This is a genomic window from Clostridium felsineum DSM 794 (assembly GCF_002006355.2).
GTDB lineage: Bacteria > Bacillota > Clostridia > Clostridiales > Clostridiaceae > Clostridium_S > Clostridium_S felsineum.
In genome coordinates this window covers 102104-117558 of sequence record NZ_CP096980.1, presented here as the reverse complement: position 1 = coordinate 117558, position 15455 = coordinate 102104, and the positions used below count along the sequence as shown (strand labels likewise).

Annotated in this window: 19 protein-coding genes; 3 read left to right on the top strand and 16 right to left on the bottom strand. The window is 28.5% G+C overall.

The annotated features are described in order from the left end of the window. Nucleotides 1–21: 21 nt before the first annotated feature. The 4 genes from CLFE_RS00615 to CLFE_RS00600 all read right to left on the bottom strand — a co-directional run bounded on the left by CLFE_RS00615 (nt 22) and on the right by CLFE_RS00600 (nt 1943). On the bottom strand, nt 22–456 hold the full coding sequence (locus CLFE_RS00615; RefSeq protein ID WP_077834863.1) for a single-stranded DNA-binding protein: 435 nt from the start codon (nt 454–456) through the stop codon (nt 22–24). Nucleotides 457–478: 22 nt separating this feature from the next. Further along, on the bottom strand, nt 479–766 hold the full coding sequence (rpsF, locus tag CLFE_RS00610) for a 30S ribosomal protein S6 (RefSeq protein WP_077834864.1): 288 nt from the start codon (nt 764–766) through the stop codon (nt 479–481). Between the two features lie 99 nt (nt 767–865). Further along, entirely contained in the window at nt 866–1063 is a 198-nt protein-coding gene (locus CLFE_RS00605) for a DUF951 domain-containing protein (protein ID WP_077834865.1), read from the bottom strand. Then, nucleotides 1056–1943: a mechanosensitive ion channel family protein gene (locus CLFE_RS00600; RefSeq protein ID WP_077895336.1), complete on the bottom strand. Its 888-nt coding sequence runs from the start codon at nt 1941–1943 to the stop codon at nt 1056–1058. Before CLFE_RS00600 ends, CLFE_RS00605 begins: the two co-directional genes overlap by 8 nt. A gap of 139 nt (nt 1944–2082) precedes the next feature. On the opposite strand from CLFE_RS00600, the gene yyaC reads away from it, so the two are divergent. After that, nucleotides 2083–2643 (top strand): spore protease YyaC, encoded by a 561-nt coding sequence (yyaC, locus tag CLFE_RS00595; RefSeq protein ID WP_077895337.1) that lies wholly within the window; start codon nt 2083–2085, stop codon nt 2641–2643. A gap of 67 nt (nt 2644–2710) precedes the next feature. On the opposite strand, the gene CLFE_RS00590 is transcribed toward yyaC, so the two are convergent. The 12 genes from CLFE_RS00590 to rpmH form a co-directional block, all read right to left on the bottom strand. After that, nucleotides 2711–3226 carry a DUF4446 family protein gene (locus tag CLFE_RS00590; RefSeq protein ID WP_077895338.1) on the bottom strand — a complete coding sequence of 172 codons (516 nt, stop codon included), beginning with the start codon at nt 3224–3226 and terminating at the stop codon, nt 2711–2713. A gap of 51 nt (nt 3227–3277) precedes the next feature. Further along, nucleotides 3278–4129 (bottom strand): ParB/RepB/Spo0J family partition protein, encoded by an 852-nt coding sequence (locus CLFE_RS00585; protein ID WP_077895339.1) that lies wholly within the window; start codon nt 4127–4129, stop codon nt 3278–3280. Nucleotides 4130–4142: 13 nt separating this feature from the next. Next, complete coding sequence (locus CLFE_RS00580; RefSeq protein WP_077834870.1) at nt 4143–4904, bottom strand: ParA family protein; 762 nt, start codon at nt 4902–4904, stop codon at nt 4143–4145. A gap of 144 nt (nt 4905–5048) precedes the next feature. Then, nucleotides 5049–5831, bottom strand: a complete 783-nt coding sequence (noc, locus tag CLFE_RS00575) for a nucleoid occlusion protein (protein ID WP_077834871.1) — start codon at nt 5829–5831, stop codon at nt 5049–5051. A 33-nt stretch (nt 5832–5864) separates the two neighbouring features. Continuing rightward, the gene (gene rsmG / locus CLFE_RS00570) at nt 5865–6584 is read right to left on the bottom strand and encodes a 16S rRNA (guanine(527)-N(7))-methyltransferase RsmG (RefSeq protein ID WP_077834872.1); all 720 of its coding nucleotides are present in this window, start codon (nt 6582–6584) and stop codon (nt 5865–5867) included. Nucleotides 6585–6609: 25 nt separating this feature from the next. Continuing rightward, the gene (mnmG, locus tag CLFE_RS00565; protein WP_077895340.1) at nt 6610–8490 is read right to left on the bottom strand and encodes a tRNA uridine-5-carboxymethylaminomethyl(34) synthesis enzyme MnmG; all 1881 of its coding nucleotides are present in this window, start codon (nt 8488–8490) and stop codon (nt 6610–6612) included. A gap of 9 nt (nt 8491–8499) precedes the next feature. Beyond that, nucleotides 8500–9879: a tRNA uridine-5-carboxymethylaminomethyl(34) synthesis GTPase MnmE gene (mnmE, locus tag CLFE_RS00560; RefSeq protein WP_077895341.1), complete on the bottom strand. Its 1380-nt coding sequence runs from the start codon at nt 9877–9879 to the stop codon at nt 8500–8502. A 97-nt stretch (nt 9880–9976) separates the two neighbouring features. Then, nucleotides 9977–10606, bottom strand: a complete 630-nt coding sequence (jag, locus tag CLFE_RS00555) for an RNA-binding cell elongation regulator Jag/EloR (protein WP_077834875.1) — start codon at nt 10604–10606, stop codon at nt 9977–9979. A gap of 35 nt (nt 10607–10641) precedes the next feature. Continuing rightward, a complete protein-coding gene (gene yidC / locus CLFE_RS00550; protein ID WP_077834876.1) occupies nt 10642–11412 on the bottom strand; it encodes a membrane protein insertase YidC in 771 nt (256 codons plus the stop codon). A gap of 22 nt (nt 11413–11434) precedes the next feature. Next, nucleotides 11435–11650, bottom strand: coding sequence for a membrane protein insertion efficiency factor YidD (gene yidD, locus CLFE_RS00545; RefSeq protein ID WP_077834877.1), 216 nt, complete (start codon nt 11648–11650; stop codon nt 11435–11437). Beyond that, entirely contained in the window at nt 11628–11987 is a 360-nt protein-coding gene (gene rnpA, locus CLFE_RS00540) for a ribonuclease P protein component (RefSeq protein WP_077834878.1), read from the bottom strand. The genes yidD and rnpA overlap by 23 nt, the downstream gene beginning before the upstream one ends. Before the next feature lie 46 nt (nt 11988–12033). After that, nucleotides 12034–12168 carry a 50S ribosomal protein L34 gene (gene rpmH / locus CLFE_RS00535; protein WP_077834879.1) on the bottom strand — a complete coding sequence of 45 codons (135 nt, stop codon included), beginning with the start codon at nt 12166–12168 and terminating at the stop codon, nt 12034–12036. A gap of 562 nt (nt 12169–12730) precedes the next feature. Here rpmH and dnaA point away from each other — a divergent pair. Together dnaA and dnaN are read left to right on the top strand one after the other, a co-directional pair. Next, nucleotides 12731–14071 carry a chromosomal replication initiator protein DnaA gene (gene dnaA / locus CLFE_RS00530; protein WP_077895342.1) on the top strand — a complete coding sequence of 447 codons (1341 nt, stop codon included), beginning with the start codon at nt 12731–12733 and terminating at the stop codon, nt 14069–14071. 256 nt (nt 14072–14327) lie between these two features. Continuing rightward, complete coding sequence (gene dnaN, locus CLFE_RS00525; protein WP_077895343.1) at nt 14328–15428, top strand: DNA polymerase III subunit beta; 1101 nt, start codon at nt 14328–14330, stop codon at nt 15426–15428. Nucleotides 15429–15455 lie beyond the last annotated feature (27 nt).

Here is a 15455-nt window from a genome sequence, read left to right as displayed (position 1 = left end):
TTCCCTCCTTACTTTAAGAAATTAAAATGGGATGTCACCATCATCTATTGGTGTTATATCATTGTTGTCTGGTAACCCAATTGAACCATTTTCATTTCCATTACTAAATTGATCATTCGCCATAGTGTTGTTATTAGAAGATCCCCACTCAAGAAATTGAACTTCCTCAGCTACAATTTCAGTTACATATCTTCTAGTACCATCTTTAGCATCATATGATCTAGTCTGTATTCTTCCGCTAACTCCCATAAGTTTTCCTTTACTCATGTAATTAGCTGTAGATTCAGCTTGTTTTCCCCATACAACTATGGGAACAAAATCAGCTTCCTGCTGACCTTCTTTTTTAAATCTTCTATCTACAGCCAAGGTAAATGATGCAACGGCTGTTCCTGTACCTGGAGTAAATTTCAACTCTGGATCCTTAGTTAATCTTCCTATTAAAACAACCTTATTCATATTAAAACATCACCTTTGGCTCTTATTTTTCCAAACTAATAATTAAATGTCTTATTATACTATCAGTAATTCTGAACACTCTATCCAATTCTTTTGGTAATTGTGCATCAGACTGAAAGTTTACTAAAACGTAGATTCCTTCATTAACTTTGTCAATTTCATAAGCGAGCTTTCTTCTGCCCCATAAATCTACATTTTCAACTTCTCCACCACCATTTGTGATTACAGACTTAAATTTTTCTACATTTGTATTTATGCCTTCTTCATCTAATGATGGGTTAAGTATAAATAAAGTTTCATACTTATTCATTACCATTCACCTCCTCCCTATGGTCTTGACGGCTGTGAAAAGTTTTTCATCACAGCAGGGACTCACAATTTATAATTATATCGCATATTTTTAAAAAAATCAATTTTCTTCTTTCTTTTCTAAAACTTTTTTTAATCTTTTCTCAAATTTACTTCTTGGAAGCATTATTATTCTACCGCAATTTACACATTTTATTTTTACATCAGCACCAACTCTTATTATTTCCCATCTATTTGTTCCACAAGGATGCTGTTTCTTCATTTCAACAATATAACCCAAATCAAATTCCTTATTCATTTTTATCTCCTCCTACAAATTGAAGTTTGTTATAAGGTATCTCTATTTTAGCGTTATCTAAAGCTTCTTTTACATACTTTCTTAACTGATTTTCATTTGACCATTGTTTCATAGGCTTTACTTTTCCAGATACTCTTATATTTACACCACTAGATGCAAGCTCAGTTATTCCAACAACTTTAGGACTCTCTACCACATCTTCATTATCCTTAGAAAATTTTTCGCAAGCATCGTTTATAACTTTTGTTGCATTATCAATGTTTTCTTCATATGCTATACTAACATTTACATTTATTGAAATAGGCCCTCTTGAATGATTAGTGACCTCTGATATTTTTCCATTGGGTATTATATGTAAGTCACCTTTAAAACTTCTTATTTTTGTAACCCTCAGCTCAATACTTTCTACAATACCTGAACTTTTATCTATTGTTATGTAGTCACCTACCGAATATTGATCTTCAAATAATATAAAAAATCCGTTTACAACATCCTTAACTAAATTTTGAGATCCAAAACCTAATGCTACACCACCTATACTGGCAAAAGTTAAACTAACAGTTGAAAACAACTTACTTCCAAACATTAATGTCAAGATTATAGTAATTCCAAAAAAGTACACACAATATTTAACTACGCTTTTAAGTATTGCACCTATTGTTTTACTTCTCTTTTTATCAAGTGAAAATCTAAAATCTTCCTGCTTTTTTAATGTTTTATCAATAAATTTATTGACCAATTTTACTATAATATACATCAATACTATTACAATCAGAATCCTTAAAATTATTCCAAATCCATCGTATACATTAAACTTTAAACTTTGTATTTGTGCTTTACCTGTTTCCACATCAAAATTAATTTTCTTTAGCAAATTCATTAATATTCCTCCAATAAATAAATGTACTTATAATATATATTATTTTTACGACTTATTTCAATAAATTTTATAAAATTATAGGTTCAAATGCATAATTTTTTTTTATTTGTCCATACTTACACATTAGGGAGGTTTATATATGGAAAAAAAATTAGTTTTTAACATTAATGATGAAAATATTTTATACAAATTCAGTAATTATCTTACTTCTGAACTTAAATCAGTAAGCTCTTATCGTGATATTATTTTTTTGTGTATTGGTACGGACAGATCTACTGGTGATAGTTTAGGTCCTATTATTGGTTATAAATTAAAAAAACTTCATATAGATAATTTAATTGTTTTTGGAACTCTTAAAGAACCCGTTCATGCAAAAAATCTATCTGCTACTTTAGATTTTATTAATTCTAACTATACTAACCCTTTTATAGTAGCCATTGATGCTTGTCTTGGAAATGTAAGAAATATTGGTAATATATCAATTCAAAGTACTCCTATATCTCCTGGTGCAGCTATGAATAAAGTTCTTCCTTCCGTTGGTGATTTAAGTATAGTAGGTATTGTCAATATATCAGGTCCTTTTGATTTTATGGTTTTACAAAGTACTAGATTATATACTGTTATGAATTTAGCAGATAAAATATCAAATGGTATTGCTATTTCTATGATGAATATTTCACAAAAATATAATACTATGTAATAATATTATAACTCTTTCAATATAAAAAAACTTCCGATTATATCAGAAGTTTTTATAATTTCCCTTACTATTTATCATTGTCTTTTTCTTTTTCACATACTTCTTTCAAAATATTTTTTTCTTCATCTGAAAGATCATATCTTGATAATCCCTTATTAATAGGCTTAGCGTATACTACACTTTCTCCTCTTCCATATATACTTGTTATAATTATTCCATCATAATTATCATCTAACATTACCAATGAAAAACTAAGATCACTTCCGACATTATCAAATGCCTTATATCTAACCATAGCCACATTCTTAATACATGTTTTTACTTGTGCTTGTATGCCTTCATAAATATCTCTAACTTCTTTTGCGTCCTCACTTATTTGTTCAACTTTATTTAAATATCCATTTATAAGTTCTTCTAAATTTTCTGAACTAGTTCCGCGCATTAGCTTTTTATAATTTTTCTTTAATTTTTTTGTAGAATGTAAACTAGATATATTTAATATTATCAAAACAAAAACTAAAATACATAATCCTATAGTTATGTATACATTAAATTGATTAAGTAATGTAAAAATGTCTTCCATTTTATTCGCCTCTCCTTGCTACTACTCCAAAAATTGTTTCACGTGAAACATTTATATTTTTAATATATCAATTATTCTTTGTAGATCTTCATTAGAATAATATTCAATTTCTATTTTACCCTTGTTTTTATTGCTTTTCAATAAAACCTTTGTACCAAAATATCCTTCTAATTTGTCTCTTATGTCAACTATATATTGATTTTCCTCACTACTTTTTTCTGTATTTTTATCACTTGATTCTTTATATGTCTTTAATAACTTCTCTGTAGCTCTAACACTTAAATCTTCATCTATTATTTTTTGAGACAATTTATATTGATCATCTTTATCTGATATAGTTAAAAGTACTCTTCCATGTCCTTCCGATATAACGCCATCAATTAAATAATCTTGCACTCTTTCATCTAAATTTAATAATCTCATGCAATTTGTTATTGCAACTCTAGATTTTCCTATTCTCTGACTTAATTGTTCTTGAGTAAGTTCAAAATCTTCAATAAGCCTTTTGTAAGCCAATGCTTCCTCAATAGGATTTAAATCTTCCCTTTGTATATTTTCTATAAGTGAAATTTCTAATATTTCTTTTTCTGTGGCATCTATTATTAACGCCGGTACTTCTTTTAAGCCCAAACTTTTTGCCGCTCTAAATCTTCTTTCCCCTGCTACAATAATATACTGTTTATCCTTTTTCTTTAAAATCAAAGGCTGTACTATACCATGTTCTTTTATGGATTCAGCCAATTGAACAATTTTATCACCATCAAAATTTTTACGTGGTTGATGTTCATTTGGTCTAATTAAGTTTAAAGAAATCTTCTGTGAATTACTATTTTTTTCTTCGTTTGAATCATTATCAATTATTAGTGCATTTAATCCTCTTCCTAATCCACCCTTTTTATTCATTCACATCACCTTCCTACTGATTCTTTAAAAATTCGTTAGTCAAATTACGGTAACATTCAGCGCCTTTACATTTATCATCATAAAGCACTATTGGCAATCCATAGCTAGGTGCTTCTGCTAATCTTATATTTCTCGGTATTGTAGTTTTATATAGTTTACCACTGAAATATTTCTTTACTTCTTCCGAAACTTCGTTTGATAATTTAGTTCTATTATCACACATAGTAAGAATAACACCTTCTACTTGAAGTCTTTTATTTAGTGACTTCTTTACAAGCTGTATCGTATTTACAAGTTGACCTACGCCTTCTAAGGCATAAAATTCAGTTTGAATTGGTATCATAACACTATCAGATGCTGTTAACGAATTAATAGTTATGAATCCTAATGATGGAGGACAATCTATAAAAATATAATCAAATTCACTTTTCATTTCTTTTATTTTATTCTTAAGAATTCTTTCCCTATTTTCAATATTTATAAGTTCAACTTCAGCGCCTGCAAGTTCTACAGTGGATGGAGCAATATATAAATTTTTAATAAGTTGCGATTCCTGTATTATATCTTCTATAGAAACATCTGCTGTTAATGCATCATATGTTGATAATTCTAATTTACTTTTATCTATTCCCAATCCACTTGTCGTATTACCTTGTGGGTCTATATCTATAGTAAGTACCTTTAAACCCTTCATAGCTAAATATGTACATAAATTTATATTTGTTGTTGTTTTTCCAACTCCACCCTTTTGATTAAATACACTTATTACTTTCATATCATTTCACCACCTTATATTATATATTAGAATATCGATATAAAATTTACTTTCCTATAATAGTATTATAAACTTATAATACTATTTTATAAATAGATTTTTTGTGAATTTAGGCAAAAAAAAATGTTTCACGTGAAACATTTTTTATTTCTTTGGAATTACAACTGTTACCTCTATAACATCCTCTAATTCCTTAGATTTATATTTTGCTTTTATTCCATATTTATCGAATACTTGCTTTATTGTATTTATATATATTTGAGATCCAAATATACCTTTTATCCGTTTCTTTCCGTCCACTGCTATATCATTTTCTTTCCTATAAACTCTATCTAATTTTTTCTCTATAAGTTCTTCTGTCTTTTTTACATTCAGCCCTTTAGATATAACAGTTTTTATAACACTCATCTGTGACTTTTTATCCGATAACTTTAATAGTGATCTAGCATGTCTCTCTGTAAGATTATTCTCTAATAACACCCTTCTAACATTATTATCCAGCTTCAGAAGTCTTAATTTATTAGCTATAGTTGATTGCTTTTTCCCAACACTCTGTGCAAGCTTATCTTGAGTATATCCGTATTGTTCTATTAAATTATGATACGCCTCAGCTTCTTCTATATAACTTAAATTTTCTCTCTGAATATTTTCTAATAAAGCTATTTCTGCAGATTCCTTTTCATTTATATCTGATACAATAACAGGTACCTTATCAAGTCCAGCTATTTTAGCTGCTCTAAATCTTCTCTCCCCTGCTATTATTTCATACTTATCTTCTTCTAATTTTCTTACCGAAATGGGTTGAATTATTCCATAATTACTTATGGATTCTGCTAATTCATTAAGGGCTGTTTTATCAAAGTATTTTCTAGGTTGATTAGAATTCGCACATATATTGTCAACAGAAATATATATAATACTATCCATATAAATTCTCATTCCTTTTCATCAATTTGTATCTTATACTATAGGATTTTTAGAAACTTTACCTGCTTTTCTTGGATATTTCTTAGGCGTACAATTTTTCTTTCTTATAACCACCAGATTATGCTGAAAGTCCTCATTTTCAAACTCAACATTAATAACCTTATCTAGACTTCCTCCTAATACCTTTATTGCTTTTTGTGCTGCTAAAATTTCATCGTTTATTCCTGGTCCCTTTAAAGCAACTAGATATCCTCCTACTTTTACAAATGGAAGGCAAAATTCACTTAATACAGACATATTTGCAACCGCTCTAGATACAACTACATCAAAATTTTCACGATAATCTTTATTCACGCCAAAATCCTCTGCTCTTCCATGAACAGTCTTTATATTTTTTAATTTTAGTTTATCTATAACTTCATTTAGAAAGTTTACTCTTTTTTGAAGAGAATCTAACAGTATAACCTCTACCTTTTCATTCATTATAGCAATAGGTATACCAGGAAAACCGGCACCCGTACCAACATCTATAATATTTTTTGCTTTAGCTATATGTTTGCATTCAAAAATCTTTATTGAATCTATAAAATGCTTTTTTACTATCTCTTCATCTTCAACAATTGATGTTAAATTCATTACCTTATTCCATTCTTGCAGTAAATCCTTATACAACATAAATTGGTTATATTTTTCTTCCGTTAAATTCAATCCAATTTTCTTGCATTCCAAACTCATTATATCAAAATACTTCATTTTTTTCCTCCATTTTTCAATCCTACTACTTATTTTTAAAATAATAATCTAAATAAATCATAAGAACAGAAATATCAGATGGGGAAACTCCAGATATCCTTGATGCTTGCCCTAAATTTACTGGTCTTAACTTACTTAATTTTTGAATTGCTTCAGTTCTTAAATTTTTTATTGAAGCATAGTCAATATCTTCTGGTATAAGCCTTTTTTCAAATTTTTTGAATTGCTCTACTTGTTCTAATTGTTTTTCTATATATCCTTCATATTTTATCATTATATTTACTTCATTAATAATATCTTCTGATAAATCTCTTTTATCTTTTTCCAAATTCTGTAATTTGCTGTAATCTAATTCAGGTCTTCGTATTAATTCATACAAACTTATAGGTTTTTTTAGTGAAACTGAGCCTAATCCTTCTAAAAATTCATTAATTTCTTTTTTATTAGTTATTTGAACATTTTTTAGCCTTTTTAGCTCTTCTTCGATATGATTTTTTCTTTGTATGAATTTGTTATACCTTGCATCATCAACCAATCCTACTTTGCGTCCTAATTCTGTAAGTCTTAAATCAGCATTATCTTGCCTTAATAAAAGTCTATACTCTGCTCTAGATGTCATCATTCTATATGGCTCATTAGTGCCTTTAGTAACTAAATCATCTATAAGTACTCCTATATATCCATCAGATCTTCCTAATATAAGAGGAGCTTCATTTTTCGCTTTTAATGCTGCATTTATTCCAGCTATTAGTCCCTGTGAACCAGCTTCTTCGTACCCTGAACTTCCATTAAATTGTCCTGCACCAAATAATCCTTCTATATCTTTAAATTCAAGTGAAAGCTTAAGCTGTGTTGGGTCAACACAATCATATTCTATTGCATATGCAGTCTTAAGTATCTCCACATTTTCAAGACCAGGTACGGTTTTTAGCATTTTTATCTGTACCTCTTCTGGCAGAGAACTTGACATTCCCCCAACATATAATTCGTTTGTATTTTCACCTTCAGGCTCTATAAAGATTTGATGCTTTTCTTTATCTGGAAAACGCATAACCTTATCTTCAATGGATGGACAATATCTTGGTCCAACACTTTTTATAGTACCATTATATAGTGGTGATCTATTGATATTATCCTTTATTACCTCATGAGTTTCTTCATTAGTATATGTTAAATAACAAGATATCTGTTCTTTTTCCAATTTATCATTTAAAAATGAGAATGGAATTATATTCTCATCTCCTGGTTGTTCTATCATCTTTGAAAAATCTACACTTCTTTTGTTTATTCTCGCTGGTGTACCTGTTTTAAATCTTCTTAATTTTATACCTGCATCTATAAGCGATTGTGAAAGTTCATTAGCAGGAAAAAGACCACTTGGACCACCACTATAATTAATCTCTCCAATTATTATTCTAGATCTTAGATAAGTTCCTGTAGCTAGTATAATAGTTTTCGAATTAAAACAAGCTCCATTCTTTGTTACTATTCCTTTAACTTTACCATCTTCAATATCAAGTGAAACCACCTCAATTTGCTTTAAATACAAATTTTCTTGGTTTTCAAGTACATTTCTCATAGCTTCTGAATATCTTACTTTATCTGCTTGAACTCTTAATGAATGTACTGCTGGCCCTTTAGAAATATTAAGCATTCTAGATTGTATGAAGGTTTTATCTATATTAACTCCCATCTCTCCACCTAATGCATCTATTTCTCTTACAAGATGACCTTTAGCTGTTCCACCTATGTTAGGATTACATGGCATCATAGCTACACTGTCAAGATTCATGGTGCACATAAGTGTTTTAGCACCCATTCTTGAAGCTGCAAGTGCGGCCTCACAACCTGCATGACCTGCTCCAATTACTATTACATCATAATCTCCTGAAAAATATTTTATCATAATTCTTTCCTACTTTCCTAAACAAAAATCTTTAAATATTTTATCAATTAAATCTTCTTGAAGAGTTTCTCCTGTTATTTCTCCAAGTGCCATCCACGCATTACGTATATCAATTGATGCTAAGTCTATTGCTAACGTATCTTGGAGTGCTCTTAAAGACGCATTACAATGTTCTTTTGCTCTTATTAGTGCCTGTTTATGTCTTGTATTTGTAATCATAGTACTACTCTGCTCTATACTACCACTTGAAAACATATTTTCTATAGTAACTTTAAGTTTATCTAATCCTATTTTTTCTTTTACTGAAAAATCTATAATATTCCCTTTTTCTAATATTTTTAACTTACTTCTATCTTCTTCGTTATTTAAGTCAACTTTATTTATAAGCACAATGTATTTTTTATTTTTAATAAATTTAATTATCTCTAAATCTTCATTATCTATTTTTCTGCTTGAATCTATCATATATATTATAAGATCTGCATCTTTCATTTTTTCTTTTGACTTTTCTACACCAATTTTTTCAATAATGTCCTCTGTTTCCCTTATCCCCGCTGTATCAACTATTTTAATCGGTATACCAGCGATACTTATATATTCTTCAATAACATCCCTTGTTGTTCCGGGAATATCAGTGACTATTGCTCTTTTTTCATCTAAAAGCATATTCAATAATGATGATTTTCCAACATTAGGTTTACCTATAATAACTGTATTAAGACCTTCTCTTAATATTTTTCCTTCATCTGCGCTTATAATAAGTCTATCTATTTCTTTTACAATATTATTTATATCCTTTGTAACTGTCTCTGATGTAACTTCTTCTAAATCGTCCTCTGGATAGTCAACTGTAGCTTCTATATGTGCTATTATCTCAAGTATATTTTGTCTTAATTTGTTTATTTCTCTGGAAATTGCACCTTCCGACTGTGCAACTGCCGATTTCATACTCAATTCTGTTTTTGAATTTATAATATCCATAACAGCCTCTGCTTGACTTAAATCAAGTCTTCCATTCAAAAATGCTCGTTTGGTAAATTCCCCAGGTTCAGCAAGTCTTGCCCCAGCTTTTATAATCTCCTCTAACACTCTTTTGGTGGGATATATACCTCCATGACAATTTACCTCAACAACATTTTCACCTGTAAAGCTTTTGGGACCCTTCATGAAGCTTACAATAACCTCATCTATTATATCATTATTGTTTAACTCAACAATATTTCCATATCTCATAGTGTAAGTTTCTATATCCATAATACTTTTTTTATTTTTACTTCTAAATATTTTATCTACTACTTTTAAAGCCTCTTTTCCTGAAACCCTTATTATAGAAATACCACTACTTCCAACAGCCGTTGATATTGCTGCTATTGTATCAAATTCTTTCATATATTTATTAGTAAGATATATAATTTTATCTTACTACATCCTCCCTTCAATTACTTAAAATTAAAAAGAAAGCCTTTTGATGGGCTTTCTTTTTAATTCAGGACTTTTTTAGCTCTATTACAACCCTTCGGTGAGGTTCTTCCCCTTCACTATAAGTTCTAACAAATTTATCATTTTGTAAGGCTGAATGAATTATCCTTCTTTCATATGGATTCATAGGTTCCAATCGAAATGCCTTATTTTCTTCTTTTACTCTTTTACTAATTCTAAATGCCAATCTTTTTAATGTCTCTTCTCTTTTGGCTCTATAGTTTTCCGTATCTACTATAACTCTTTTATATTTTCCGTCAACACAATTTTTATTCGCAACTAAATTCACAAGATATTGCAAAGAATCAAGGGTTTCTCCTCTATATCCTATAAGTAGTCCTATATTTTTTCCTGATAGATTTACAAATAAATTATTATCAACTTCTTTAGTTATTATCTCAATAACAAGATTCATATCTTGAAAAACTTTTCTTAAAAATGTTCTTACTTCTTCTATATAGTCTATTTTTAGGGTAACTTTAACTTTAGCTTCTCTTTTTCCTAATATATTAAGAAGCCCTTTACTACCTTCATCAATAACTTCAATTTCAACCTTATCTTCTGTTACCTTTAATTCACTTAAAGCTTTCTTAACAGCGTCATCTACAGTTTTTCCAATAGTTTCAACACTTTTCACTTTAAATTACCCCCTAAACAAATTAACCACATAAACTATTTATTTTTCTTATTTTTCTTACCTTTTTTATTGTTATCCCCATTTTCTAATGCAAGTTCATTATTTTCTTCCACTTCATTTTTTTCAGCTTTTAGTCTTGCTGTTACCGTAGTAATAATAACCTTTGATTGTGCCATTTGAAATAAGTTACTTACAGTCCAATATAAAACTAGTGCTGCGCTGAAGTTCCAACTCATCCATAATAAGAAAATAGACATTCCAATATTCATAGTAGTTGTTTGTTTTCTTTGAGCAGGATCTGAACTTGGAGGCATAGTTAATATACCTGACAAATATGTAGTAGCACCTGATACTATAGGTAAAATCCATGTAGTCCAATTGCTAAATGTAGCTTTTTGTGATAAATCATGAATCCATAAAAATCCTATGCCTTTTATATGTAAACTATAGAACACATAATATAAAGCAATTAATATAGGGTACTGTATAATTAATAATAAACATCCACCAAACGGATTAACATTTTTCTCTTTATACAACTTCATAGTTTCTTGTTGCATTTTTTGTGGATCACTTTTATACTTAGTTTGAAGCTTTTTTAGATCCGGTTGTAATGCATTCATTAACACAGATGATTTTATTTGCTTTATACTAAATGGTATAAGTAAAGTCTTTATTATTATGGTAAGAAGTATTATTGCTAAACCATAAGAATAATTTTTATTAGGTATAATGCTAAAAACAAAATTGTTTATTGAATTAAAAAACTGAACAAATAGATTGTTCAAGGCAGTTATCTTAAACATATAAAATAGAACCTCCTAATATTTATTTAACGGGGTCATATCCACCTTTTGAAAAGGGATTGCATCTTAAAATTCTTTTTACAGCCATAAAACCACCCTTTAATGCTCCATATCTTTCTATAGCATCAATGGCATACTGTGAACAAGTTGGGGTGAATTTACAACATGCATTTCTTTTAAGAGGTGACAAATATACTTTATAAAACTTTATTAATCTAATTAATATTTTTCTCATCATCTATAACTAAGCCTGCCTTAAAAAACAAATTTTTTATAGAGTTCTCTACCTCTAAATAACGTTTACCTTTGCAAGCTGTTCTAGCTATAATAACAAAATCATAACCTTTTTTTAAATTACTAGAATTTAATCTATAACTTTCTCCAATTAATCTTTTTACTCTACTTCTAATTACACTCTTACCAACTTTTTTACTAACTGATATTCCGATTCTATTATTATCCTTTAGTATATAGTTTTTATAGATATATAAAACCAGCAATTTATTTGAAAAAGACTTTCCTTTTCTATACACTCTTCTAAATTCAGCATTTTTTCTTATTCTGTTTTCCTTCATAAAAAACTGCTCCTTAAATTGCAGAAAAAGGCCACACAACGCGGCCTTATGCTGTCAATTTTTTTCTTCCTTTTAGTCGTCTTCTTCTAAGAACTTTTCTTCCAGATAAAGTACTCATTCTTTTTCTAAAACCATGCTCTTTTTTTCTTTGTTTCTTTTTAGGCTGATATGTCATAAACATGTCTATGCACCCCCTTCAATAATATTTACTACTTTATAGAAATACGTTTTTTCCAAATTAAAGTTTTACTTTATAATTATATATTTCAATATAGCTAATGTCAAGAAAAACGATTTTCCAATATTATATCAAAAACTTAAGTACTTATATCTTAAATTTTTTACTTCTGTTGATAAATTATTCACATAAAAAAAACTTTTTGTGGATAATTTCTTGAATACCCAACTTTGTTTTGTTATTATTATGAATGGGTTGTTAATAACTCTTTTTCAAACAAGTTATGCACAATCTGTGTATAAGTCTGTTGATAACTTGTTTTTATTTTTATTTTTTTTGTTTTTATTAATTATTTTCTCAATTCAAATTATGTGTTAATATTATTATTATAGATTTGTGGATAACTATTTTTCATAATAATGCATTAACATTTTTATGCACATGTGAATATTTTTAAGTGCATATGTCAAAACATCTAATGTATACTTATTTTTGTTTATATTTATGTTAGTAACTTGTTAATAATTTTTAGTAAAAATAAATTTTTTAGACAGGAGGATATACTATGGCTGCCCAACTAAATGAACTGTGGCAAAAAACCATTAACATAATAAAAGGTGAATTAACAGAAGTAAGCTTTAACACTTGGATAAAAAGTATCACTCCTATATCTATTGATAAAGATAGTATACGCCTTAGTGTTCCGAATCAATTTACCAAGGAAATTCTTGAAAATCGATATAAAGATTTAATAATAAATTCTATGAAAATAATAACTACAAAAAAGTATGACATAGTATTTTTAATTTCCTCTGAGGAAGCTTTGGAAACTGATGAAGATCCAGAAATCGATGAAGCAAATATGAACGCTGATACTAGTTCTTCTATGCTTAATCCAAAATACAAATTTGATTCATTTGTAATTGGTAATAGTAATAGATTTGCTCATGCTGCATGTCTTGCTGTTGCTGAAGCACCTGCAAAAGCTTACAATCCATTATTTATATATGGGGGAGTGGGTCTTGGAAAAACTCATCTTATGCAAGCTATAGGTCACTACATACTTGATAATAATCCAAGAGCTAAAGTTGTGTATGTTTCTTCAGAAAAATTTACAAATGAATTAATAAATTCAATAAAGGATGATAAGAACGTTGAGTTTAGAAACAAATACAGAAATGTAGATGTACTCTTAATAGACGATGTTCAATTTATTGCCGGAAAAGAACGTACTCAAGAAGAATTTTTCCATACTTTTAACGCTTTACATGAAAACAATAAGCAAATTATCCTATCTAGTGATAGACCACCAAAGGAAATCCCTACACTAGAAGATAGGTTGCGTTCAAGATTTGAGTGGGGATTAATAGCTGATATACAAGCTCCTGATTTTGAAACTAGAATAGCAATACTTAAGAAAAAGGCAGATGTAGAGCATCTAAACATACCTAATGATGTTATGGTATACATAGCAACTCAAATAAAATCGAATATAAGAGAACTTGAAGGTGCCCTTATACGAATTGTTGCATTTTCATCTCTAACTAACAAAGAAATAAGCGTTGATTTAGCTTCCGAAGCTCTTAAAGATATTATATCTAGTAAACAAAACAAACAAATAACTATAGATTTAATTCAAGATGTAGTATCAAGTTATTTTAATTTGAGAGTGGAAGACTTTAAGTCAGCTAGACGTACCAAGAATATAGCTTTTCCACGTCAAATAGCGATGTATTTATCTAGAAAATTAACTGATATGTCTTTACCTAAAATAGGTGAGGCCTTTGGTGGAAGAGATCATACCACAGTAATTCATGCTTACGAAAAAATATCTTCAGCTTTAAAAGAAGATAATGATTTAAAATATACTATTAATGAAATTACAAAGAGATTCTCTCCAAAATAATAACAGTTGTTTATTATTTATTTAGAATAAATTGTGGATACTTTTTATTTTTTACTTTGCTTGTTAACAATGTTGATAACGTTAAGTAATTATTAATAGTTTATCCACAGTTATTTTTTTCTCGCAATCATTGATTTTTGTTGGATTTATCCACTTATTCACAAATCCACACTCCCTACTACTATTACTACTTAGTTTTTTTATATACCTTATCTATTTTTTATTATTTACACCTGTTAATAAGGAGGATACTATAATGAAATTTATATGTGAAAAAAATATATTACAAGAAGCAATAATTACAGCTCAAAAAGCTGTTACAGGAAAATCAACAATGCCAGTATTACAAGGTATTTTCATGAAGGCAGAAAATAGTGAACTTACTTTGATTGGTTCAGATATAGATTTAAGTATTGAAACTAAAATAAATGTAGAAGTTTTAGAAGAAGGAAAAGTTGTTTTAGATGCTAGACTATTAAGCGAAATCATAAGAAAATTACCTAATTCTAGAGTTGAAATACAAACAATTGAAAATAATTGTGTTGAAATAACTTGCAATAAATCTAAATTAACACTTGTATATTTAAATCCAGATGATTTTCCAAGTTTACCTGAAATAGATGAAAACTCAATATTTAAAATTAATCAGAAGACCTTGAAGAATATGATAAAAGGTACTATCTTTGCAATTGCTCAGGATGAAACAAGACCAATATTAACTGGAGTTTTATTTGAGATTAAAGATAAAAAATTAAATTTAGTAGCAATTGATGGATACAGACTAGCACTAAGAAATCAATATATAGATAATGATATTAGCATAAATTCTGTAATTCCAGGAAAAACACTTAATGAAGTTACTAAAATACTTGAAGATGATGGAGAAGTAAATATAACATTTACTGAAAACCATATATTATTTAATCTTGGAAATACTAAAGTTATATCTAGATTACTTGAAGGTGAATTTATCAAATATAACTCAATAATACCAGAGGAATACAACTTAAATGTTAGTGCTAAAAAAGAAGAATTATTAAATTGTATAGAGAGAGCATCTCTTATGGCTAAGGATGGAAATAATAATTTAATAAAATTAGACATTGAGGACGATGTGATGATTATAACATCCAATTCTCAATTGGGAAACGTAAGAGAAGAAATAAATATAATTTTGCAAGGTCAACCTTTAAAAATTGCATTTAACTCAAAATATTTAATTGATGTACTTAAAATTATGAGTGAAGATGAGATTGTAATGAACTTTTCAAGTAGCATAAGTCCTTGCATAATTAAAAATAAAGAAAATGATGATTCGACATACCTTATTCTGCCAGTAAGGTTGGCAACAATTTAAAATAAGTGTTTTGGGAGGAAATAAAGT